Source organism: Pseudomonas sp. PDM22, assembly GCF_014851965.1.
Classification (GTDB): domain Bacteria; phylum Pseudomonadota; class Gammaproteobacteria; order Pseudomonadales; family Pseudomonadaceae; genus Pseudomonas.
This window is the reverse complement of sequence record NZ_JACVAR010000009.1, coordinates 135,156-158,682: the sequence shown is the minus strand read 5'-3', so window position 1 is coordinate 158,682 and position 23,527 is coordinate 135,156. Positions and strand designations below refer to the sequence as shown.

The following is a 23,527-nucleotide window of genomic DNA, read 5'->3' as shown; positions in this document are numbered from 1 at the left end:
CCGGGGAAGACGCTACCATCGGCCCTCCATGACCCACTTCCGACAGTGAGACAAGCTATGCCGCCAGCGGGACAGGATGCTTTGGCACTCCCCGGCTTCACGTCGCTGCCCCGCCCCGTGTGGCTGCGCGCCTTCGACATGCCCGCCGGCCACGAGGTGGAGCCCCACTCCCACCCCTGGGGGCAACTGATGTACGCCGCCAGCGGCGTGCTCGAGGCGACGACCGAGCAGTACGCCTGCGTGATTCCACCGCGCCGGGCGATGTGGCTGCCGGCGGGCGTTCGCCACAGCGCGCGGGCGCGCACGCTGGTGGTCCACCGCAGCTTCTACCTGGCCCCGGAACTGGCCGTCGGCCTGGGCCCGTGCCGCGTGCTGGAAATCTCACCACTGCTGGACAACCTCATCCAGCGCGCCAGCGAATTCTCCCGCGACTACCCCGACGAGGGCCCGGAAGCGCGACTCATGCAGGTGCTGGTGGACGAACTGCACAACGCGCCGGACTCCGGCCTGGCCCTGCCGCTGCCGCGTGATGCCCGCCTGCGGCGCGTCACCGATCACTTGCAGGAGCACCCCGGCGAGCGCCTGGGCATCGAGGACTGGGCGCAGCGCGTCGGCGCTTCAAGGCGCACGCTGGCGCGGCTGTTCCGCGACGAGACCGGGCTGTCGTTCCGCGAATGGCGCGAGCGGGTACGCCTGCTGGCGGCCCTGCCGAGGCTGGAACGCGGCGAGTCGGTGACACTCATTGCCGGCGAGTTGGGCTATGAATCCACCTCGGCGTTCATCGAGCTGTTCCAGCGCCAGCTCCACACCTCGCCTGGAGCTTTGGCGCGGCAGATGCGGGCTGGCGGGTAGCCACACCAGGGCAACGCCGGCCCCCACCTGTAGGAGCTGGCCATGCCTGCGACAGAGCGTGCGCCGATGTATCACGGACAAGGTCCGCTGACACGGGACTGCCAGGAACGTAGGGCGCATAACCCGGAACGGGTTATCCGCCGATGGCCTTGCGGCGGATAACGCTGGCGCGTTATGCGCCCTACGCTCTGAGCGGGTGCCGAAATATCGCGGACGAAGCCCGCTGACGCGGGGCTGCCATGTCTCGGCCGGAGGGATCGAGGCGGCGACTGCCGCGGACTTTGTCCGCGGTCGCGGGCATGGCCCGCTCCTACAGGGAGCCACATCAACATGAGGATTACTTATGTTCATCACAAGAACATTGAGTTTGTCTCATGAAGGCTGCGCCGGGAGAATTTCCCCATCGTTGATTCAATGGAGAGATTCACATGGCGCTGGCACACAACCTCGGCTTTCCCCGCATCGGCCGCGACCGCGAGCTGAAGAAAGCCCAGGAAGCCTTCTGGAAGGGCGAGCTGGACGAAACCGGCCTGCGCGCCATCGGCCGCGAACTGCGTGCCGCCCACTGGCAGGTGCAGAAGAACGCCGGCATCGAATTGCTGCCGGTGGGCGACTTCGCCTGGTACGACCAGGTGCTGACCCACTCGCTGACCTTCGGCGTGATCCCCGAGCGCTTCCGTGGCCATGGCGAAGCCAAGCCGACCCTGCAGACCCTGTTCGCCATGGCGCGAGGCGTCAGTATGGGGTGCTGCGGCGCGCATGCCCAAGAGATGACCAAGTGGTTCGACACCAACTACCACTACCTCGTCCCCGAATTCAGCGCTGACCAGCAGTTCGAACTGAGCTGGGAGCAGCTGTTCGAGGAAGTGGAGGAAGCCCACGCCCTCGGCCATCAGGTGAAACCGGTGGTAATCGGCCCACTGACCTATCTCTGGCTGGGCAAGACCAAAGGGGCCGACTTCGACAAGCTCGACCTCGTGGAGCGCCTGCTGCCGCTCTACGGCCAGATTTTCCGCCGCCTGGCCGCGCAAGGCGTGGAGTGGGTGCAGATCGACGAACCGATCCTCGCCCTCGACCTGCCGCAGGACTGGAAGAACGCCTTCGAGCGCACCTACAACCTGCTGCAGAGCGAGCCGCTGAAGAAGCTGGTGGCCACCTACTTCGGCGGCCTGGACGACAACCTGGGACTGGCCGCCGGCCTGCCGGTGGACGGCCTGCACCTCGACCTGGTGCGCGCGCCGGAACAGTTCCCGACCATCCTCGACCGCCTGCCGGCCTACAAGATTCTTTCCCTCGGCGTGGTCAACGGCCGCAACGTCTGGCGCTGCGACCTGGAGAAAAGCCTGGAAGTGCTGCGCCACGCCCATGAGCGGGTGGGCGAGCGTCTGTGGGTCGCACCGTCCTGCTCGCTGCTGCACAGCCCGGTGGACCTGGAGCGCGAAGACCAGCTGGATGCCGAACTGAAGAGCTGGCTGGCCTTCGCCGTGCAGAAGTGCGCCGAAGTCGCCCTGCTCGCCCGCGCCATCAATCAACCCGAGGCTCCGCAAGTCATCGCCGCGCTAGCGCAGAGCCGCACCGTGCAGACCAGTCGCGCCGCCTCGCCGCGCATCCACAAACCGGAGGTGAAGGCCCGCCTCGCAGCGGTGAAAGCCGCCGACAGCCAGCGCCAGTCGCCCTTTGCCCAGCGCATCGTCAAGCAGCGCGCCGGCCTCAACCTGCCGGACTTCCCCACCACCACCATCGGTTCCTTCCCGCAGACCTCGGCCATCCGCCTGGCGCGCCAGGCCTTCAAGCAAGGAAGGCTCAGCGTCGCCGACTACACCGAGGCCATGCACAGCGAAATCCGCCATGCCGTCGAGATCCAGGAAAACCTCGGGCTGGACGTACTGGTGCACGGCGAGGCCGAGCGCAACGACATGGTCGAGTACTTCGCCGAGCAGCTCGATGGCTACCTCTTCACCCGCTTCGGCTGGGTGCAGAGCTACGGTTCGCGCTGCGTGAAGCCGGCGGTGATCTTCGGCGACCTGAACCGGCCGAAGGCAATGACCGTGGAGTGGATCCGCTACGCGCAGAGCCTCACCAGCAAGGTGATGAAGGGCATGCTGACCGGCCCGGTGACCATGCTGATGTGGTCCTTCCCGCGCGAGGACGTCTCCCGCGAAACCCAGGCGCGCCAGCTGGCCCTGGCGATCCGCGACGAGGTCGTCGACCTGGAGCGCGCCGGTATCAGGATCGTGCAGATCGACGAAGCCGCCTTCCGCGAGGGCCTGCCGCTGCGCCGCAACGACTGGGGCCGCTACCTGGACTGGGCCACCGAAGCCTTCCGCCTGTGTGCCTCCGGCGTGCGCGACGAAACGCAGATCCACACCCACATGTGCTACAGCGAGTTCAACGACGTGATCGAATCCATCGCCGCCATGGACGCCGACGTGATCACCATCGAGACCTCGCGCTCGGACATGGAGCTGCTGGAAGCCTTCGAGAAGTTCGAGTACCCCAACGAGATCGGTCCGGGCGTCTACGACATCCATTCGCCGCGTGTGCCGGGCAAGGACGAGATGGTCAAGCTGCTGCGCAAGGCCGCGCAGCGCATTCCCGCCGAGCGCCTGTGGGTCAACCCCGACTGTGGCCTGAAGACCCGTGCCTGGCCGGAAACGGAAGCGGCGCTGGTGAACATGGTCGCGGCCGCCCGCGAACTGCGCAAGGACGTGGCGCTGCTGGGCTGAGAGGGCGCTATACGCAGGATGGCGTGGAGCGCAGCGATACCCATCGAATCGGTGCGCCGACAGCATGGGTATCGCTGCGCTCCACCCATCCTACGGGGGTGTTCAGCTCGCAGGCGTCCGCGTAGCCCCGTGTAGGAGCGGGCCATGCCCGCGATCGCGCGCATGGCGCGCTCCTACAGGTTTGCTCCGGGCCGGGCCGGGAACGGTCCAGATACCGCGTCGATCCGGCAGATGAGCGTGGCGCCGGACAGGCGTAATCTGGAGCCCCTCCGAACGAAGGCACGCAGGACCAGACATGAAGCAGCTGCTCATCATCGGCATCGGCGCGGGCGACCCTGAATACCTCACGGTGCAGGCGATCAACGCGATGAACCGCGCGGACGTGTTCTTCCTCATGGACAAGGGCGCGGCCAAGGACAAGCTGATCCAGCTGCGCCGCGACATTCTCCAGCGCTACGTTTCCCGCAGCGATTACCGCATCGTCGCAGCCGACAGCCCCGAACGCGTGCGCGAAGGCGACTACACCGGGCAGGTACGCGACCTCAACCAGGCCAGGCAGCAAGTGTTCGAGCGGCTGATCGAAGACGAACTGCAGGACGGCCAGTGCGGCGCCTTCCTCGTCTGGGGCGACCCGTCGCTCTACGACAGCACGCTGCGCATCCTCGATGCGATCCTGCGCGAGGGCCGGGTGAGCTTCGACTACCAGGTGATCCCCGGCATCACCAGCGTGCAGGCGCTGGCCGCGCGCCACCGGGTGCCGCTGAACGCCATCGGCCAGTCGGTACAGATCACCACCGGTCGCCGTCTGGCCGAGGGCTTTCCGGCCAACGCCGAGAGCGTCGTGGTGATGCTCGACGCAGAAGACACCTACCGCCAGCTGGACGACCCGGAACTGGAAATCTACTGGGGCGCCTACGTCGGCACGCCAGACGAGATTCTCCGTAGCGGGCGGCTCGTCGAGGTCGGCGACGATATCCAGCGCACCCGCCAGGCGGCCCGCGAGGCCAACGGCTGGATCATGGACACCTACCTGCTGCGGCGCGCGCCGAAGGACGCCTGAGCCCACACCCTGCAGTTCTGAGCAGGCTCGACAAAAGCGGCTAGAGTGATTTCGTTGTGTCGACAACGCCCGCCGGAGCGCACCGCTCATGCCCAACGTCAGCCTCGCCCGCTTCATCGAACACGCCACCCAGCTCAGCCGGCAGGAATCCGAACCCTGCCAGTGCGTCGCCTCGCTGGCGCCCTTCATGATGGAGCTGCTGGCCCATGCCGGCGACTTCCTCGAAGCGCACCACTACCAGAGCGACCCGTTCCACTACGCGCGCAACCTGGTCTACCAGGCGCCGGACGACAACCTCTCGCTCTACGCCCTGGTCTGGTCACCGGGCCAGTGGACGCCGGTGCACGACCACGGCAGCTGGGGCGTGGTGGGCATAGTCGAGGGCGTGCTGGAGGAGCGCAGCTACGTCTGCCTGTCCGCCGACCGCAACCGCGACGAGGGCATCGAACTGGTCAAGGGCGGCATGATCCTGCTGCCGCCCGGCGCGGTCACCAGCTTCGTCCCCAACCCCGACCACATCCACGTCACCGGCGTTCCCGCCGACCGCCCGCGCGCGGTCAGCCTGCACCTTTACGGGCGAATGATGAACAACTACCACATTTATGACGTCGAGGCCGGCACGCGGCACTTCGTCGAGGTCGAGCACAACGGCTGAAATACCCGCCGAACACGCCTGCCGGATCACCCCGGAGGCTTGCCCGGCGCGATCTATACTCACACCGGCGCGCGGGCAGGAAGTCCCGCGGCGCATGCCCTGTGGCGGAGGATGGTCAATGAATGCACCTGGTCCCGTTGTTCGTCCGACGATCCTGATCGTCGACGATGCTCCCGAGAATCTCACGCTCCTCTCGGAACTGCTCAAGCTGCTGTATCGAGTCAAGGCAGCGCGAACCGGCGAGAAGGCACTGCAGATCGCAAAGTCCGACGATCCGCCGGACCTCATCCTGCTGGACGTGATGATGCCGGGCATGAACGGTTTCGAAGTCTGCCGGCGCCTGCGCGAAGACCCCCGCACGCAGCGCATCCCGGTGATCTTCATCACCGCCCAGGTCGCCGCCGACGAGGAAATCCGCGGCCTGGAGCTGGGCGCGGTGGACTACCTGACCAAGCCGATCAATCCGCCTACCGTGCTGATGCGCGTGGACAACCAGTTGCGCATCAAGGCCGCCGCTGACTTCCTGCGTGACCAGAACGAATTCCTCGAACAGGAAGTGCAGCGACGCACCCGCGAGCTGGCGGCCATCCAGGACGTCACCATCATCGCCATGGCATCCCTGGCGGAGACCCGCGACAACGAGACCGGCAACCACATCCGTCGTACCCAGCACTACGTCAGCGCGCTGGCCGAACACCTGCAGCAGCACCCACGCTTCGCCGCCGAGCTGAATGAGGAAACCCGCCAGCTGCTGTTCAAATCGGCGCCGCTGCACGATATCGGCAAGGTCGGCATCCCCGACCATATCCTGCTCAAACCCGGCAAGCTCACTGCCGAGGAGTTCGAGCTGATGAAGACCCACACCACCCTGGGGCTCGAAGCCCTGGAGAAGGCCGAGGAGCGCCTGGGGATGGACGTACCCTTCCTGCGCCTGGCCAAGCAGATCGCCTACGGCCACCACGAAAAGTGGGACGGTAGCGGCTACCCGCAGGGCCTGGCCGGCGATGCGATCCCCCTGTCGGCGCGGCTGATGGCGCTGGCCGACGTCTACGACGCGCTGATCAGCAAGCGCATCTACAAATCGCCGATGACCCACGCCAGCGCCGTGGACTTCATCCGCAGCCAGCGCGGCCAGCACTTCGATCCGGACGTGACCGATGCCTTCCTCGCCCTGCAGGACAGCTTCCGCGGCATCGCCGAGCGCTTCAACGACGGCGCGCAGGCTGCCCCCATCCCGGCGCCGGCCAGGGCCTGATTCGCAGCGCATACGGCAAACCTGCCTGGAGGCGGCCCCATGTTGACTCCGCTCGGCTTTCTTCAGCGCCTGAGGCTGCGCACCCGGCTGGCGCTCGGGTTCGGCGGCATCCTGCTGCTTGCCCTGTTCCTCGGTCTCTACGGCCTGCACGTGCAGCGCCAGCAGATCGAACAGATCAACGTGATCTACGAGAAAGAGATGCTCGGTCTCTCGCACATCGAGGCGGCCCGCGTCGCCCTGGCGGGCATGGGGCGCAGCATCCGCCAGTTCGTCCTGGCCGCCGACGAGAACGGCCGTGCGCAGGCGGTCAAGCAGTTCAACGAGGTTCGCAGCAACCTGCGCGAGGAAATCGAACTGGCGCGGCCGCTCATTTACCGGACCTCCGCCCAGCAGGGGCTGGTGCGATTCGAGGCCGCCTACGAGGAGTACCAGGACCAGATCAAGCATGTCCTGGAGCTCAACGACCAGCCTATCCGCCACGGACAAGCCACCGACCTGGGCGCCATCGCCCTGCTCTCCTCCACTGCGCTGCAACGGCCAGGCGAGGTGGCCAACCAGGCGCTGGCCGAGGTGGCCCAGGTCAAGCGCCAGGGCGCCGATCTGGAAGTGAACCTGGCCACGGAGCGTTTTTACCGCAGTGTCCAGCTGACCATCTGGCTTCTGGTGCTGGGCCTGGGCGGCGGCGTGCTGTTCGGCATCCTGATCAGCCAGTCGATTCGCCGGCCGGCCGACCAGCTGCGGTTCTCGGTGGATGCCCTGAGCAAGGGCGAACTGGATGTGCAGGTGCCGTTCCAGGATTACCCCAACGAAGTCGGCGAAATGGCGCGGGCGATCACTGCCCTGCAGTCCGAGGCGCAACAGATGGCCGATCAGCGCTGGGTGAAGACCCAGGTGGCGACGCTCAGCGGGCAGATGCAGTCGGTCGCCGGCTCCAGCGAGCTGGGCGATCGCACCCTGGCCGCCCTCGCGCCGCTGCTGGCGCTGCGCCGCGCCTCGCTGCACGTCCACGCGCAGGACAGCGAGGAGCTGGTCCTGCTGGGCAGCTACGCAGCGCCGCCGGACCTGCCCCGGCGCCTGCCCCTGGGCCAGGGCCTGATCGGCCAGTGCGCCAAGCAGCGCGCGCCGATCCACTTGCACCAGCCCGACCGTCAGCAGGAGGGCGAGTACGCGCCGCCGCTGTTCCTCGACATACTGCCGCTGATCCACGGCGAGCGCCTGGTCGGCGTATTGGCACTGGAAAGCCTGCAGGTGCGGGAGGCGAGCCAGAGGTCGCTGCTGGACGAGTTCGCGCCGTTGCTGGCGATGAACCTGGAAATCCTCGAGCGCAACTCGCGCACCGAGCAATTGCTCAAGGAGACCCTGAGCCAGGCGGAACTGATGGAGCAGCAGGCCGCTGCCCTGCAGGAAAGCGAGAAGCGCCTGCAGTACATCCTCGACTGCAGCCCGGTCAGCGTGGCCATCGCCACCCGCGACCGCCTGCACCTGGTGAACCCGGCATTCAGCGAGAACTTCGGCCTGAAGGTCGGCGACGCGGCGGCTGGCCTGTATGTCGAGATGGCGGAGCGCGAGTCGGTCTGGAACGACATGCTGGCCGGCGAACAGATGATCGAGCGCGAAGTCCGCATGTACGACAGCCAGGGTGGCGAGCGCGACATCCTCGCAACCTACCTGCCGGTCCTCCACCATGGCGAGCCTGCCGTGCTCGCCTGGCTGTACGACATCACCGCACGCAAGCTGGTCGAGCAGCAGACACATCGCGCCAAGGAGCTGGCCGAGGAAGCGACGCGGGCCAAGAGCGAGTTCCTCGCCAACATGAGCCACGAAATCCGCACGCCGATGAATGTGATCATCGGCATGAGCAGCCTCGCCCTGAAAAGCGGGCTCGACACTCGCCAGTACAACTACGTGCAGAAGGTCCACCGCTCCGCCGAGGGCCTGCTCGGCATCATCAACGACATCCTCGACTTCTCGAAGATCGAAGCCGGCATGATGAGCGTGGAGCACGTCGAATTCCGTCTGGAGGACGTGCTGGAGCAGTTCTCCGCGCTGGTCGGCTTCAAGGCCGAGGAAAAATCCCTCGAACTGCTGTTCCAGCTCGACCAGCGGCTGCCCACCTCGCTGGTGGGCGACCCACTGCGTCTGGGGCAGATCCTGCTGAACCTGGGCAACAACGCGGTGAAGTTCACCGAGCTCGGGGAGATCGTCCTGGGCATCGAGCCGGCAGTGATCGGCAGCGATGTCACCGAGCTGCACTTCTGGCTGCGCGACACCGGCATCGGCATGACCGCGGAGCAGTGTGCGCGCATGTTCCAGTCGTTCATCCAGGCCGACACCTCCACCTCCCGCCGCTATGGCGGCACCGGGCTGGGGCTGTCGATCTCCAAGAGTCTGGTGGAACTGATGGGTGGGCGCATCTGGGTGGAGAGCGAGCCGGGCAAGGGCTCGGTGTTCCACTTCCACGCGCACTTCGGCATCCCCGAGACCGCCGCGCCGCGGCGCATGCTGCGGGCGGACGAACTGCTCGGGGTGCGCGCCCTGGTGGTCGACGACAACGCCTCGGCGCGGGAGATTCTCTCGGGCATGGCTCTCAGCTACGGACTGGAAGTGGACGTCGCGCGCAACGGCAGCGAAGCACTGGAATGGATCAGCGAGGCCGAACAGCGGCAGTTGCCGTATCAACTGGTGCTGGTGGACTGGCAGATGCCGGGGATGGATGGCATCGAGGTGGTAGCGCGCCTGCACGATGGCCACTGCGAGAACGTCCCGGCGGTGATCATGGTCACCGCCTTCGGCCGCGAAGAAGCGCTGGATGCCGCACAGGAGCGCGGCGTAGAGCTGGGCACGGTGCTGACCAAGCCGGTGACGCCCTCCACCCTGCTGGAGTCGATCAACATCGCCCTGGGCAAGGAGAGCGTCGTCGAGCCACGCAGCCGTGAGCGCCAGAGCGCCACGGACGAGGCGTTGGCCCGTGTCGCCGGCAGCCGGGTATTGCTGGTGGAAGACAATGAGCTGAACCAGGAGCTGGCGATGGAGTTGCTGGGCGACGCCGGCATCGAGATCGTGCTCGCCTGCAACGGCCAGGAAGCGCTGGATCGGCTGGCCGCCGACACGCACTTCGACTGCGTGCTGATGGACTGCCAGATGCCGGTGCTTGATGGATACGCGGCCACCCAAGCGCTACGCCAGCGCCCGGAACTGGCGCAGCTGCCAATCATTGCCATGACCGCCAACAACATGGCCGGTGATCGTGAACTGGCGCTGGCCGCGGGAATGAATGACCACATTGCCAAACCCATCGACCCGCCCGCGATGTTCCTCACCCTGTCGCGCTGGATCGCTCCCCGGCAGCGGCAAGCCAGCGGCGCTCCGGCGCCTGCACCGGTGGAGAGGCAGGTTGGCGACCTCGACCTGCCGGGCATCGATACCCATGCAGGACTGGCGACCTGCGCCGGCAAGATCGCGCTCTACGAACGGCTGCTGCAGCGTTTTGGCAGCAGCTACCGGGATTTCATTGGCGAGTTTCGCGCCCTCGACTCGGCAGCCGATCCTACCGCCCGCCGCCGGACCGCCCATACCTTGCGCGGCGCGGCAGCCAACATCGGCGCCCTGGAACTGGCCAGGGCCGCCACGGCGCTGGAGGAGGCCTGCCAGGCCAGCGCATCCGAGGAAGCGATCTCGCGCCTGCTGTTCGAACTGCAAGCACAGCTGGAAAGAGTGCTGGCCGGCTTGGCGACGCGCACCACCCCGCAGCTCGAACAGCCGGCGGCGCCGGGGCTTTCCCCAGCGCAGATCAGCGCCCTGCTCCAGCAACTGCGCACCCTGCTCGAAGACAGCGACACCGGCGCCGGCGAGCTGGTCGGCCGGCTGGGCAGCGCTTTTGCTGACCCGCTACGGGCCGGGCTGCTGCGGGAGATGACCGAAGCCGTCGAGGGCTTCGACTACGAACGCGCCCTGGCGCAGCTGCAACGGCTGCTGGACGCGACACCCGAGCCCCTGCAGCCACAAGCCTGAGCGTGCGGCCTCAGAGCGTCCTGATCGAGGTGCTGATCGCCCGTGCGCACTCGATGGCCGCCGGCGCCAGGCGGCGTTCGGCGTCCTCACGGGTCCAGCGGCTGGTGGGCGCCACCACGTGCACCGACGCCACCGGGCGGCCCTGGCTGTTGCGCACCGGCGCGGCCACCGCCATGTCGCCGAGGAACAGCTCCTCGCTGTTGATCGCATAGCCCTTGCGGCGGATCTCGGCGATTTCCGCGAGGATTTCCTCCAGCGAGGTGCGCGTGTACTGGGTATGGCTGGACAGGTCGCTGCCCTGCAGCAGTTCCAGCACCTCGTCATCGCTCAGCGCGCTGAGGAAAGCGCGGCCCGAGGCGGTGCAGTACATGGGGATGCGGCTGCCGATGGGCAGGTGGATGGGGATGAACTTCGGCCCCACGAAGCGCGCCACGTAGAGCATGTCGGTGCGCACCGGCTCGGTGAGGTTGGTGGTCTCGCCGGTGGTCTGCGCCAGCTCCGCGAGGAAGGGATTGGCAACGTCCACCAGGGTGTCGGCGGCGAGGTAGTTGTAGCCGATCTCCATCACCTGCGGCGTCAGCTGGAAGCGCTTGGTCTGCGGGTGCTTGCTGACGTATCCCAGCGCTTCGAGCGTGTGGATCATCCGCTGCGCCGAGCTCTTGGTGATGTCGGCGGCCTCGGCTACCTCGGCCAGGTTCATGGTGCGGTTGCGCGCGTTGAAGCCGCGCAGCACGGCCAGGCCCTTTTCCAGCGACTGGTTGAACAGGCTGTTTTCGTTGTCGCTCATGTCTCTTCCTTGGGAAGGATCACGCCTTTTTCAGGCTATTAATATCGATATGCGATATTTATAAATCTCTTTACGATTCTTGTAAATCATTTATATTGCAGCCAACGCCTCCTGCCGATACTCGAGGCCATCCATAACGCATAAAGACAACAAACCGCGTCAAATGGGAGTTCACCAATGCATCCTCGCCTCCGCGTGTTTTCCTGCGCCCTCGCGCTCGTCGCCAGCTGCGCTGCATCCTTCGCCGCCCAGGCCGAACCTCTGAAAGTCGGGGCTACTGCCACCGGCGTGCCTTTCACCTTCCTCGACGTCAAGACCAACAGCATCCAGGGCATGATGGTCGACTCGGCCCAGGCCGTGGCCAAGGCCGGCGGCTTCGACGTGGAAATCGCCCAGACCACCTTCGCCGCGCTGATCCCCTCGCTCACCGCGAAGAAGATCGACCTGATCTCCGCCGCCATGCTGCGCACGCCCGAGCGGGAGAAAGTGGTGCAGTACTCCGATCCGGTGTTCGAGTACGGCGAAGGCCTGGTGGTGCGCGCTGACGACGACAAGGCCTACACCAGCATGGATGACTTCAAGGGCGAAGTGGTCGGCGCCCAGGTCGGCACCATCTTCATCGACAAGCTCAACCAGCGCGGCATCTTCAAGGAAGTGCGCGGCTATGACTCCCTCGCCGACCTCACCCGCGACCTGGCACTGGGCCGGATCAAGGCCGGCTTCGGCGACCACCCGATCCTCGCCTACCAGATGGCCAAGGGCAGCCTGAAGAAGGTCCGCCTGGTGGACAGCTACCAGCCGCAGATCAAGGGCGAAGTCTGCCTGATCCTGCGCCAGGGCGACCCGCAGCTGCTCGCCCAGGTCAACCAGGGCATCGCCAGCATCAAGGCCGACGGCACTCTCGCCGCCATCATCGGCAAGTGGCACCTGGACTGACGTCCGCTTTTCTTCACGCCACACCCAAGACTGACCCGCACCTTTCGCCGGAGCCCCGCGCCCGGTGAAGGGTGACGGCCGCCCTCAGATTCACGCTCACGGACACCTCCCATGTTTCTCCAGAATGCTCTGGACTTCCTGCCCATTCTATTGAGTGGCGCGGTGGTCACCGTGCAGGTCACGATTGCGTCGTTCCTGCTCAGCTCGCTCATCGGCCTGGCCTTCGCCCTGATGATGGTGTCGAAAGTCCGCGCCGTGGCGCTGTTCGGCATCTCCGTGGTCAACGTGATCCGCGGCCTGCCGATCATCGTGCAGCTGTTCTACATCTACTTCGTGCTGCCGGATTTCGGCGTGCAGCTTTCCGCCATGCAGGCCGGCATCATCGGCCTGGGCATCGCCTACTCGGCGTACCAGGCGGAGAACTTCCGCGCCGGCATCCAGGCCATCCAGCAGGGGCAGATCGAAGCCGCCGAGTCCCTCGGTATGCGCGGCCCGATGATCATGCGCCGGGTGGTGCTGCCGCAGGCCTTCCGCATCGCCCTGCCGCCCTACGGCAACACCCTGGTGATGATGCTCAAGGACTCCTCGCTGGTGTCCACCATCACGGTGGCCGAGATGACCCGCGCCGGCCAGCTGATCGCCTCCTCCACCTTCGAGAACATGACCGTCTACACCCTGGTCGCCCTGCTCTATCTGGCCCTGAGCCTGCCGCTGTCGTACGCCCTGCGCCGCCTCGAAGCGCGCATCGCCACGAGGAAGAAAGCATGATCCGCATCCAGTCGCTGCACAAAAGCTACGGCAGCACCCGCGTTCTCGAAGGCATCGACCTGTCGGTGGAAAGCGGCCAGGTGGTGTGCCTGATCGGTCCGTCCGGCTCGGGCAAATCCACTCTGCTGCGCTGCATCAACGGCCTGGAAACCTACGAGGGTGGCGACATCCTGGTCGGCCAGGAACGTGTCGACCGCCACGCCCACTCCATCCACGAAATCCGCACCCAGGTGGCGATGGTGTTCCAGCGCTTCAACCTGTTCCCTCACCGCACCGCGCTGCAGAACGTCATGGAAGGCCCCGTGTACGTGAAGAAGGAGCGCCCGGACGCCGCCCGCGAGCACGCCCGCGCCCTGCTGGAAAAAGTCGGCCTGAGCCACCGCATGGACGCCTACCCGGACGAACTCTCCGGCGGCCAGCAGCAACGCGTCGCCATTGCCCGCGCCCTGGCCATGCGGCCCAAGGCGATCCTCTTCGACGAGCCGACCTCGGCGCTGGACCCGGAGCTGGTGGGCGAAGTGCTGGCGGTGATGCGCAAGCTCGCCGACGAAGGCATGACCATGGTGGTGGTGACCCACGAGATGGGCTTCGCCCGCGAAGTGGCGGACAAGGTGTGCTTCCTCTATGGCGGGCGCATCGTCGAGGAAGGCGCGGCCAAGGATGTGCTCGGCGCGCCGAGCCAGCCGCGTACCCAGGAATTCCTCCGCCGCCTGCTCAACACCGACGGGGGCCAGGCATGAACGCCCAGCCCCTGGCACTGCCGCCCTCGCTCTGGGCAGCCACCGCGAACGCCGGCCCGGCCACACCGGCGCTGGCTGAAGACAAGCAGGTCGACGTCGCCATCGTCGGCGCCGGCTATACCGGACTGGTCACCGCCCTGCACCTGGCCCGCAACGGCGTGCGCGTCTGCGTGCTGGATGCCGGCGAGCCGGGCTGGGGCGCTTCCGGGCGCAACGGCGGGCAGGTGATCCCCGGCCTCAAGCATGACCCGGACGACCTGCGGCGCATGTTCGGCGGCGAGAAGGCCGAGCGCTTGATCGAAGTCGCCGGCGGCGCTGCCGATGAAGTCTTCGAGCTGATCCGCCGCTACGACATCGACTGCGAAGCCACCCGCCAGGGCTGGATCCAGCCCGCCGCCTCGCCCGCCGCTCTGCGCGCCATCGAGAAGCGCGCCGGGCAGTGGCGCCAGCGCGGCGTAGCGGTGGAGATGCTCGACAAGAGCAGCGTCGCCCAGCGCATCGGCAGCAACGACTACCTCGGCGCCTGGGTCGACCCGCGCGCCGGCAGCGTCCAGCCGCTGAGCTACGTGCGTGGCCTGGCCCGCGCTGCGTTGAGTGAAGGTGCCGCGATCCACGGCCACACCCGCGTGAGCAACCTGCGTCGCCACGGCAGCGGCTGGCAGCTCAGCACCGATAGCGGGCACAGCGTGACCGCCGAACGGGTGATCCTCGCCACCAACGGCTACACCGACGACCTCTGGCCGAAACTGCGGCAGACGGTGATCGCCGCCAACAGCTTCATCGTCGCGACCAGGCCCTTGCCGGAAAACCTGCGGCGCAGCGTGCTGCCCAATGGCGAAGTCTGCTCGGATGCGCGCCGGCTGCTGCTGTACTTCAAGCAGGACGCTCGCGGCCGGCTGTTGCTGGGAGGTCGCGGTCCGTTCGCCGAGCCGCGCTCGCCCGGCGACTGGCTGCACCTGAAGCGCTCGCTGCAGGGCCTGTTCCCGCAGTTGGCCGAGGTGGAGTTCGAATACCAGTGGAGCGGCCGCGTGGCGCTCACCCCGGACTTCATGCCACGGCTGCATGAGCCGGCGCCGAACCTGAGCATCCTGCTGGGCTACAACGGTCGCGGCATCGCCATGGCCTCGACCCTGGGCCGTCACCTGGCGGAGCGCCTGCTGGACCGCGAGAAGGACTTCCCCTTCCCCGTCACCCCGGTGCGGCCGATTCCCTTCCATGGGTTGCAGCGCCTGTACCTGGGCGTGGGCATCGCCTGGTACCGGCTGCTCGACGCCGTTCTCTGAGGGCTCCCGGCCTGACGCCTTGTCAGGCCGGACCGCCTTCCTGCAACGCCGCCAGGTAAGCACGCGGCGGCTGCCCGGTGTGCTCGCGGAAGCAGCGGTAGAACACCGACAGCGAGTTGAAGCCCACCGCGAACGCCAGCTCGTCGATGCGCGCCGCCGGCTCCTCGCGCAGGCGCTCCAGCAGATGGCCGATGCGCGCCTGGTTCAGGTAGCGGTAGAAGCTCTGCCCGAGCACCTGGTTGAGCAGGTAGGAAATCTGGTTGCGCGTATAGCCGGTGGCCCGTGCCAGGCGCTCCAGGTCCATCTCCGGATCGAGATAGGGATGGGCGCTGCCGAAGTAGGACTCGATATCCAGCAGCATCCTCCCCACCTGGGCCGAGTTCAGGCCCAGGCGACGCTGGTCCTTGACGCCCCCCTCGCGCTGCTCGCGCACCGGCGTGGCGTACTCGTGGACGCGCCAGATCAGCCCGTCGCGCACGGTGATCGCCTCGCTGGCACGGAACGAGGCCAGCCGGCTGCTGCGCCGCAACGTCAGGCGCGAGCGGTACTGGATGAACGCCGTGTCGCCATCGGCACGAATCTGGTCGATGTGTTCGATATGGTGCTGCGGGCTGCGCGGCATGGCCGTGCGGATATAGCCGGGCAGCTCGCTGGCGGGGATTTCCAGGTCGTTGTAGAAGTCGCAGTACTGCACCTGCGGATGGAACATCGCCAGCACGCCTTCGACGTCGCGGTTCATCCAGCATTGGTGGTAGCGCGTGACCACTTCGCGGGTGCGCTCGGTTTCGTCATTCATGGTTTTCCCTCCGCCTGGGGCCGCAGCGTAGGGCGCGGGCAGCGCGCTGCACAGTGCCGCGGGTCCGCAGCAGCATCGCCGATTCCGCCCGTGCACGGAAGAACGACGCAAAGCCGCGCCGCGCCTAGTTTTCGGCCAGGGCCGAGAACAACAGAACAAGGCCCGTTTCCCACCTGCCGATCGTATTGGCGCCGCGCAAGCCGGCGTCCTCCAGGAGTGAAGATGAACAAGCGTGCTTTGGGTTGTCTGGCCGGCCTGCTGGCCGGTGCCGCGTTGCCGGTGCTGGCGGCGCCGCAAGAGGTGCATTTCGCCAACTGGGCCGACTACATCGGGCCGACCGTGCTGCAGGACTTCCAGAAGGAAACCGGGATCAGGGTGGTGCTCGACGCCTTCGAGTCCGACGAAGTGCTGGAGGCCAAGCTGCTCACCGGGCATTCGGGCTTCGACGTGGTGGTGCCCTCGGCGGACTTCCTCGCCCGCCAGCTCAAGGCCGGCGTCTACCGCCCGCTGGATGACGCGCTGCTGCCCAACCGCAAGAACCTCGACCCCGACCTGCTGGCGCGCGTGGCCCAGTCGGACCCGGGCAACCGCTTCGCCGTGCCCTACCTCTGGGGCACCGTCGGCATCGGCTACAACCCGGCGAAAGTCAAGGCCGCGCTGGGCGCCGACGCGCCGCTGGACTCCTGGGACCTGGTGTTCAAGCCGGAGAACCTCGCCAAGCTCAAGGGCTGCGGCGTGGCCTTCCTCGACTCGCCGGCGAAGATCCTGCCGCTGGCCCTGCACTACCTGGGCAAGGACCCGAACAGCAACAACCCGGCGGACTACGAGGCCGGCACCAAACTGCTGGAAAGCCTCAAGCCCTCGGTGACCTACTTCAGCTCGACCAAGTACATCGCCGACCTCGCCAACGGCAACGTCTGCGTGGCCATCGGCTTCTCCGGCGACGTGCTGCAGGCGCAGAAAAGCGCGCAGGAAGCCGGCGGCGCGGTGGACGTGCAGTACAGCGTGCCGAAGGAAGGCACCAACATCTGGTTCGACAACCTGGCCATCCCCAAGGACGCCCGCAACCCCGAAGGCGCCCACGCGTTCATCAACTACCTGATGCGCCCGGATGTGATCGCCAGGACCAGCGACTACCTGCACTACGCCAACGCCAACGTGCCGGCCAAGGCGCTGATGGACCAGAAGGTCCGCGAGAACCCGGCGGTCTACCCCAACGCCGAGCTGGTCAAGGGCATGTACGTCAGCCTGCCGCCGAGCCCGTCGATCCTGCGCCTGATCACCCGCGACTGGAGCCGGATCAAGTCCGGGGTCTGACTCCCGACGCCCTTCCCGTCTCATCCGCAGCCCCGGTCGCCATAGCGCCCGGGGCTGTTTGCATTCGAAGGGGCGCCTTTTTCACGACGATGCCCAAGCCTTGCGGAAAGTGGATAGAACGCACGCCTGCCTCCGACCGACACTAGCCACGCTGGCAGCAAGGCGCTGCACGTGCACCCATTACAAAACCCCCTTTAGAAAATCAAAAAAAACACCCGAGGCTTGTATGACCACCCCCGCCGAGCAACTGGAGCAACGGCTGAAGCAACAGAAAATCACCGAAGTCGAATGCGTGGTGAGCGACCTCACCGGCATCGCCCGCGGCAAGATTTCCCCCACCAACAAGTTCCTCGGCGAGGGGGGCATGCGACTCCCCGAAAGTGTTCTGTTGCAGACGGTCACCGGCGATTTCGTCGATGACGACGTCTACTACGACCTGCTGGACGAAGCGGACATCGATATGGTCTGCAAGCCCGATCCGGACGCCATCTTCCTGGTGCCCTGGGCGCTGGAGCCGACCGCGATGGTCATCCACGACACCTTCGACAAGGTCGGCAACCCCATCGAGCTGTCCCCGCGCAACGTGCTCAAGCGCGTGCTCAAGCTCTATGCCGACAAGGGCTGGAGCCCGGTGGTGGCGCCGGAGATGGAGTTCTACCTGACCAAGCGCAGCAGCGACCCGGACTTCCCGCTGGAAGCCCCCGTCGGCCGTTCCGGCCGCCCGGAAAGCGGCCGCCAGAGCTTCTCCATCGATGCCGCCAACGAATTCGACCCGCTGTTCGAAGACGTCTACGACTGGTGCGAACTGCAAGGCCTGGACCTGGACACGCTGATCCACGAGGACGGCCCGGCGCAGATGGAAATCAACTTCCGTCACGGCGACGCGCTGAGCCTGGCCGACCAGATCATCGTGTTCAAGCGCACCATGCGCGAAGCCGCGCTCAAGCACGACGTCAGCGCCACCTTCATGGCCAAGCCGATCACCGACGAGCCCGGCAGCGCCATGCACATCCACCAGAGCGTGCTGGACATCGCCACCGGCAAGAACATCTTCGCCGCCGAAGACGGCAGCATGAGCCAGCTGTTCCTGCACTACATCGGCGGCCTGCAGAAGTACATCCCGAAAGTGCTGCCGATGTTCGCGCCCAACGTGAACTCCTTCCGCCGCTTCCTGCCGGACACTTCCGCGCCGGTGAACGTCGAATGGGGCGAAGAGAACCGCACCGTGGGCCTGCGCGTCCCCGCCGCGCCGCCGATCGCCATGCGCGTGGAAAACCGCCTGCCGGGCGCCGACGCCAACCCGTACCTGGCGCTGGCCGCCAGCCTGCTCTGTGGCTACCTGGGCATGATCGAGCAGGTCAACCCCAGCGCCGCCGTCCAGGGCCGCGCCTACGAGCGCCGCAACCTGCGCCTGCCGATCACCATCGAGGACGCGCTGCAGCAGATGGAAGACTGCGACGTGCTCAAGGAATTCCTCGGCGAGAAGTTCGTGCAGGGCTACGTCGCGGTGAAGCGCACCGAGCACGAGAACTTCAAGCGCGTGATCAGCTCCTGGGAGCGTGAGTTCCTGCTGCTGAGCGTCTGATTCCGCGTCACCGACTTCACAACAACAATTCGGGAGTCCCCATGAGACTGCTGCGCACCCTTGCGCCCTTCGCCCTGGCAGCCCTTGCCTCGGCCGCACACGCTGCACCGACGGTCAGCATCTACAACTGGACCGACTATATCGCTCCGGACACTCTCGCCGGCTTCCAGAAGACCACCGGGATCAAACCGGTCTATGACGTCTTCGACTCCAACGAGACCCTGGAGGGCAAGCTGCTGGCGGGCCGTTCGGGCTACGACGTGGTGGTGCCATCCAACCACTTCCTGACCCGTCAGGTGCAGGCCGGCGTGTTCCTCGAACTCGACCGCAGCCAGCTGCCGAACTGGAAGCACCTGGACCCGGTACTGCTCAAGCTGCTGGAACAGAACGACCCGGGCAACAAGCACTCCGTGCCCTACCTGTGGGGCACCAACGGCATCGGCTACAACGTCGCCAAGGTCAAGCAGGTGCTGGGCGTCGACAAGATCGATTCCTGGTCGGTGCTGTTCGAGCCGGAGAACATCAAGAAGCTCCAGGCGTGCGGCGTGGCCTTCATGGACTCCCCCGACGAGATGATCCCCTCGGTGCTCAACTACCTGGGCCTGGACCCCAACAGCACCAACCCGGCGGACTATCCCAAGGCCGAGGCGAAGCTGGTGGCGGTACGTCCGTACGTCACCTACTTCCACTCGTCCAAGTACATCTCGGACCTGGCCAACGGCAACATCTGCGTGGCCTTCGGCTACTCCGGCGACGTGTTCCAGGCCGCCGCCCGCGCCAAGGAAGCCAAGAACGGCATCGAGATCGCCTACAGCATTCCCAAGGAAGGCGCGAACCTGTGGTTCGACCTGATGGCGATCCCCTCGGATGCCGGCCATCCGGAGCAGGCCCTGGCGTTCATCAACTACGTCCTCGATCCGAAGGTGATCGCCGGCATCAGCGAGTACGTCGGCTACCCCAGCGCCAACGCTGACGCCAAGACCCTGCTGCCCGAGGAAATGCAGAACAACCCCGAGGTCTACCCGAGCCAGGCCGTGCTCGACAAGCTGTACATCGCCAAGGCGCCGCCGCCCAAGATCATGCGCCTGATGACCCGCAGCTGGAGCAAGATCAAGTTCAACCAATGAAACGAGAAAGCGCCATGAAGCACACCGAGGAGCACGCCGCGTCCTACTACGCCGCGACCGCCCGCGACCGTCAGCAGTACCCTTCCCTCGCGGGGGAGGTGCGTGCGGATGTCTGCGTGATCGGCGGCGGCTTCACCGGCGTGAACGCAGCCCTGGAGCTGGCCCGGCGCGGCCACTCCGTGGTGCTGCTGGAGGCCCGGCGCATCGGCTGGGGCGCCAGCGGGCGCAATGGCGGGCAGCTGATCCGTGGCATCGGTCACGACGTCAGCGGCTTCGCCAAGTACGTCGGCGAAGACGGCGTGCGCTACCTGGAGCAGGCGGGTGTCGATTCGGTGGCCCTGGTCGCCGAGCGTATCGCCGAACTGGGTATCGAGTGCGACCTGCGCTGGGGCTTCTGCGAGCTGGCCAACACCCCGGCGCAATACGCCGCCATGGTCCGCGAGCAGGAGTCGCTGAGCGCTTCGGACTACCCGCACGAGACCCGGCTGGTGCCGCCGGAGCGCATGCGCGAAGTGGTCGCCAGCGATCTCTACGCGGGTGGACACATCGACATGGGCTCGGGCCACCTGCACCCGCTCGATCTGGTGAAGGGCGAGGCCCGTGCGGCCAAGGCCTTCGGCGCGCAGGTCTTCGAGCAGAGCCCGGTACTGCGCATCGAGCACGGCACCACGGCGGTGGTGCATTGCGCCCAGGGCCGCGTGCTGGCCAAGACCCTGGTGCTCGGCTGCAACGCGCACCTGGAAGAGCTGGAACCCAAGCTCACCGGCAAGGTACTGCCCGCCGGCAGCTATGTGGTGACCACCGAACCATTGTCCGAGGAACTGGCGGCGCAGCTGATCCCGCAGAACATGGCGCTGTGCGACCAGAAGGTGGGGCTGGACTACTACCGCCTGACGGCCGACCGTCGCCTGCTGTTCGGCGGCGCCTGCCATTACTCGGGGCGCGACCCGGCGGACATCGGTGCCTACATGCGGCCGAAGGTGCTCAAGGTGTTCCCGCAGCTGGAGCACGTGAAGCTCGACTACCAGTGGGGCGGCATGATCGGCATCACCGCCAATCGTTTCCCGCAGGTCGGCCGGCTGAAGAGCCATCCGAACGTGTATTTCGCCCAGGGCTATTCCGGCCACGGACTGAACGTCACGCACTGGTCAGCCAAGCTGCTCGCCGAAGCCATCCACCAGGGTGAGAGCAAGGGGCTGGACCTGTTCAGCGCCGTGCCGCACCTGACATTCCCCGGTGGCAAGCTGCTGCGCTCGCCGCTGCTGGCGCTGGGCATGGCGTGGTATCGGGTACGCGAGTTGCTGGGCTAATCACTGGCTCTGCGGTAAACGAAAAAGCCCCCGATTCGGGGGCTTTTCTCTTCCGTGGCGGACTGCGTCCGTGATGCTCCGGCGCGCTGGCTGTCGCAGGCATGGCCAGCTCCTACCGGCAAACCCCGGTGTAGGAGCGGGCTATGCCCGCGACCCGCGGACAACGTCCGCGCCCATGACTGATAGCCGCTACCAGGCCCGACCGCCCTGCTTCGCCGTGGTCTTCGGATACTCGCCGAACAGCGCGAAATACGACTGGGAAAACCGCCCCAGGTGCCAGAACGACCACTTCATCGCCACCTCGGCCACGGTCATGCCGGACTCGGCGGCTGCCAGCAGGTCCCGTCGTGCCGCGTTCAGGCGCCGGTTGCGCAGCCAGACGATGGGCGGGATGCCCGCGTAATGCAGGAACGACTGCTGCAGGGTGCGCGGCGAAACGCCCGCCTTGGCGGCGAGGTCGGCCATGCCGAACTGCTCGTCGGGGCAGTCGCTCACCACTTCCTTGACCCGCTGCACCACGCGCTTGGCCTGGACGATGGAGCGCGCGCGACGTTCGCCATCCAGGGGCGCTTCGCACAGCAGCGAGAAACAGTGGGAGACGATGCTCTGCGCCACACCCGGCGCATCCATCGGGTCGCCGCCGACCGAGGCTCCGGTCAGCAGGTTGCTCAGCGAAGTGGCCACCGACTGGCAGTGGCCCGAGCGCAGCGGTGTCAGTACCAGGTCGGCGAAAGCATCGGCCGGCTGGCCCCAGTTCGCCGACTCCTTGATCACCACCGCCACCTCGCGGTAGTTCTCCGGGGTGACCCAGGCGTTGCGGGTTTCCCCGTCGAGCAGGTAGAGGGCGTTGTCGGACATGTCGAAGCTGAACACCAGGGCGCCGGGCGGGGCGTGGAACTCCTGCTCCACGCGCAGGTTCATCTGCTCTTCAAAGAGCTCGATCCCCTCGACTTCGGCGTGCAGGATGCGCCCGGCGAATCGCCCGGCGGACATCTGCGTGTACTGCTGTTCCCAACCAGGAATGGCTATGCGCTGCTGATCTACTTCTTGTGCTTCGACAACCCGGATCGCCATACCCAGCCCTGCTGGTTTTTTCAGATGGGGAAGGCTAACAACCGGCGCGATACCCGTGCAAGATCTCGAACAGCAAAGGCGCGCGGTAATTACTCGCCCAGACGAGAAATCCGCCGACCGGACGTGGCGATCAGCCCGGTCGCCCGCGCGCGCAACTGGCCGCAGCCGCCCTCTACATCCTGCCCGGCGCTGTTGCGCACCTTGGTCAGCACGCCACGGCTGTGCAGGTAGCGGACGATCTCGACGATGCGCTCGCCATCCGGGCGCTGGTACTGGTCGCCTTCCAGCGCGTTGAAGGGGATCAGGTTGAGCACGCCGAACTTGCCCTTGAGCAGCCGCAGGATGCCGTCGAGCTCCTCCTGGCTGTCGTTGACGCCCTTGAGCAGCGTCCACTGGTACTGGATCGGATAGTTCGTGGCGCGCGCATAGGCCTCGCCCTGCTCCACCAGCTCCTCGGGCGTCAGCTTCGGCGCACGCGGCAGCAGATGCTCACGTAGCTCGGCATTGCTGGTGTGCAGCGACAGTGCCAGGGCCGGCTTGATCCGCTGCTGCGGCAGACGCTCGAAGACGCGCGGGTCGCCGACAGTGGAGAACACCAGGTTCTTGTGGCCGATACCGCCGTCGGTGCCGAGACGGTCAATGGCTTCGAGCACGTTGTCGAGGTTGTGCGCCGGCTCGCCCATGCCCATGAACACCACTTTGTTCACTGGCCGAACGCGCCGTGCCAGCACCAGCTGGGCGACGATCTCGGTGGTGGAAAGCTGACGCAGCAAGCCGCTCTTGCCGGTCATGCAGAAGCGACAGCCCACGGCGCAGCCGACCTGGGTGGACACGCACACGCCGCCGCGCGGCAACAGCACGCTCTCCACCATCTGCCCGTCGGCCAGGCGCACCAGCAGGCGCTCGGAGTTGTCACCGCCGGGATGACGCGAGTGGAGGGTCGCCAGGGCGTCCAGTTCGGCGGCGACCTGCGCCACGCCGTTGCGCACGCCCAGCGGCAGGAAATCCTCGGTCGCTTGCCGCTTGGTGCCGGCGTCCAGCGGCCGGCCCTGCAGCCAGGCGCGCAGCATCCGCGCGCGGTGCAGGGGCAGCGCGCCAAGGTCGGCGAGGCGTTGGTCGAGGTCGTGGATTCGCATGGGGCGCGAATCCTACCACTGCCGTGGGCGCCGGCGTAGCGCTACCGGTCTGGCTGGAGACCTGGCCGCAGCGATGCTAGGGTCAGCCCATTGCACTGCCCAGGAAGTC

At 66.6% G+C, this 23,527-nt stretch carries 18 protein-coding genes; 14 read left to right on the top strand and 4 right to left on the bottom strand.

All coding sequences use genetic code 11. From position 1 onward, the window contains the following. The first annotated feature begins 57 nt into the window (after positions 1-57). From IB255_RS27040 to IB255_RS27015, 6 genes are all read left to right on the top strand, one after another. Positions 58-852, top strand: coding sequence for an AraC family transcriptional regulator (locus IB255_RS27040; protein ID WP_168190479.1), 795 nt, complete (start codon positions 58-60; stop codon positions 850-852). 428 nt (positions 853-1,280) lie between these two features. Continuing rightward, positions 1,281-3,578, top strand: coding sequence for a 5-methyltetrahydropteroyltriglutamate--homocysteine S-methyltransferase (gene metE / locus IB255_RS27035; protein ID WP_081516976.1), 2,298 nt, complete (start codon positions 1,281-1,283; stop codon positions 3,576-3,578). Positions 3,579-3,873: 295 nt separating this feature from the next. After that, complete coding sequence (cobF, locus tag IB255_RS27030) at positions 3,874-4,638, top strand: precorrin-6A synthase (deacetylating) (RefSeq protein ID WP_081516975.1); 765 nt, start codon at positions 3,874-3,876, stop codon at positions 4,636-4,638. Between the two features lie 88 nt (positions 4,639-4,726). After that, entirely contained in the window at positions 4,727-5,293 is a 567-nt protein-coding gene (locus IB255_RS27025) for a cysteine dioxygenase family protein (RefSeq protein WP_081516974.1), read from the top strand. Positions 5,294-5,411: 118 nt separating this feature from the next. Beyond that, on the top strand, positions 5,412-6,548 hold the full coding sequence (locus IB255_RS27020) for a two-component system response regulator (protein WP_192211103.1): 1,137 nt from the start codon (positions 5,412-5,414) through the stop codon (positions 6,546-6,548). Between the two features lie 39 nt (positions 6,549-6,587). Continuing rightward, positions 6,588-10,559, top strand: a complete 3,972-nt coding sequence (locus IB255_RS27015) for a response regulator (protein ID WP_081516972.1) — start codon at positions 6,588-6,590, stop codon at positions 10,557-10,559. A gap of 10 nt (positions 10,560-10,569) precedes the next feature. On the opposite strand, the gene IB255_RS27010 is transcribed toward IB255_RS27015, so the two are convergent. After that, positions 10,570-11,346: an IclR family transcriptional regulator gene (locus IB255_RS27010; RefSeq protein WP_081516971.1), complete on the bottom strand. Its 777-nt coding sequence runs from the start codon at positions 11,344-11,346 to the stop codon at positions 10,570-10,572. 177 nt (positions 11,347-11,523) lie between these two features. Here IB255_RS27010 and IB255_RS27005 point away from each other — a divergent pair, with 177 nt between their 5' ends. From IB255_RS27005 to IB255_RS26990, 4 genes are all read left to right on the top strand, one after another. Beyond that, positions 11,524-12,282, top strand: coding sequence for an ABC transporter substrate-binding protein (locus IB255_RS27005; protein WP_081516970.1), 759 nt, complete (start codon positions 11,524-11,526; stop codon positions 12,280-12,282). Positions 12,283-12,393: 111 nt separating this feature from the next. After that, entirely contained in the window at positions 12,394-13,050 is a 657-nt protein-coding gene (locus IB255_RS27000; protein ID WP_081516969.1) for an amino acid ABC transporter permease, read from the top strand. Beyond that, entirely contained in the window at positions 13,047-13,790 is a 744-nt protein-coding gene (locus tag IB255_RS26995) for an amino acid ABC transporter ATP-binding protein (protein WP_081516968.1), read from the top strand. Before IB255_RS27000 ends, IB255_RS26995 begins: the two co-directional genes overlap by 4 nt. Beyond that, positions 13,787-15,073, top strand: coding sequence for an NAD(P)/FAD-dependent oxidoreductase (locus tag IB255_RS26990; protein WP_081516967.1), 1,287 nt, complete (start codon positions 13,787-13,789; stop codon positions 15,071-15,073). The genes IB255_RS26995 and IB255_RS26990 overlap by 4 nt, the downstream gene beginning before the upstream one ends. Before the next feature lie 22 nt (positions 15,074-15,095). On the opposite strand, the gene IB255_RS26985 is transcribed toward IB255_RS26990, so the two are convergent. Then, a complete protein-coding gene (locus IB255_RS26985; protein WP_192211102.1) occupies positions 15,096-15,869 on the bottom strand; it encodes an AraC family transcriptional regulator in 774 nt (257 codons plus the stop codon). Between the two features lie 222 nt (positions 15,870-16,091). Between IB255_RS26985 and IB255_RS26980 the strand changes: the two genes are divergently transcribed. From IB255_RS26980 to IB255_RS26965, 4 genes are all read left to right on the top strand, one after another. Beyond that, entirely contained in the window at positions 16,092-17,186 is a 1,095-nt protein-coding gene (locus tag IB255_RS26980) for a polyamine ABC transporter substrate-binding protein (RefSeq protein ID WP_081516965.1), read from the top strand. 226 nt (positions 17,187-17,412) lie between these two features. Further along, a complete protein-coding gene (locus tag IB255_RS26975) occupies positions 17,413-18,771 on the top strand; it encodes a glutamine synthetase family protein (RefSeq protein WP_081516964.1) in 1,359 nt (452 codons plus the stop codon). A gap of 41 nt (positions 18,772-18,812) precedes the next feature. Beyond that, positions 18,813-19,898: a polyamine ABC transporter substrate-binding protein gene (locus tag IB255_RS26970; protein WP_081516963.1), complete on the top strand. Its 1,086-nt coding sequence runs from the start codon at positions 18,813-18,815 to the stop codon at positions 19,896-19,898. Between the two features lie 14 nt (positions 19,899-19,912). Beyond that, positions 19,913-21,208 (top strand): NAD(P)/FAD-dependent oxidoreductase, encoded by a 1,296-nt coding sequence (locus tag IB255_RS26965; RefSeq protein WP_081516962.1) that lies wholly within the window; start codon positions 19,913-19,915, stop codon positions 21,206-21,208. Between the two features lie 189 nt (positions 21,209-21,397). Here the strand turns inward: IB255_RS26965 and IB255_RS26960 are convergent, their stop codons facing one another. Together IB255_RS26960 and IB255_RS26955 are read right to left on the bottom strand one after the other, a co-directional pair. Beyond that, positions 21,398-22,201: a helix-turn-helix domain-containing protein gene (locus IB255_RS26960; protein WP_225595054.1), complete on the bottom strand. Its 804-nt coding sequence runs from the start codon at positions 22,199-22,201 to the stop codon at positions 21,398-21,400. A gap of 170 nt (positions 22,202-22,371) precedes the next feature. Beyond that, positions 22,372-23,418, bottom strand: coding sequence for an RNA methyltransferase (locus tag IB255_RS26955; RefSeq protein WP_081516960.1), 1,047 nt, complete (start codon positions 23,416-23,418; stop codon positions 22,372-22,374). Positions 23,419-23,527 lie beyond the last annotated feature (109 nt).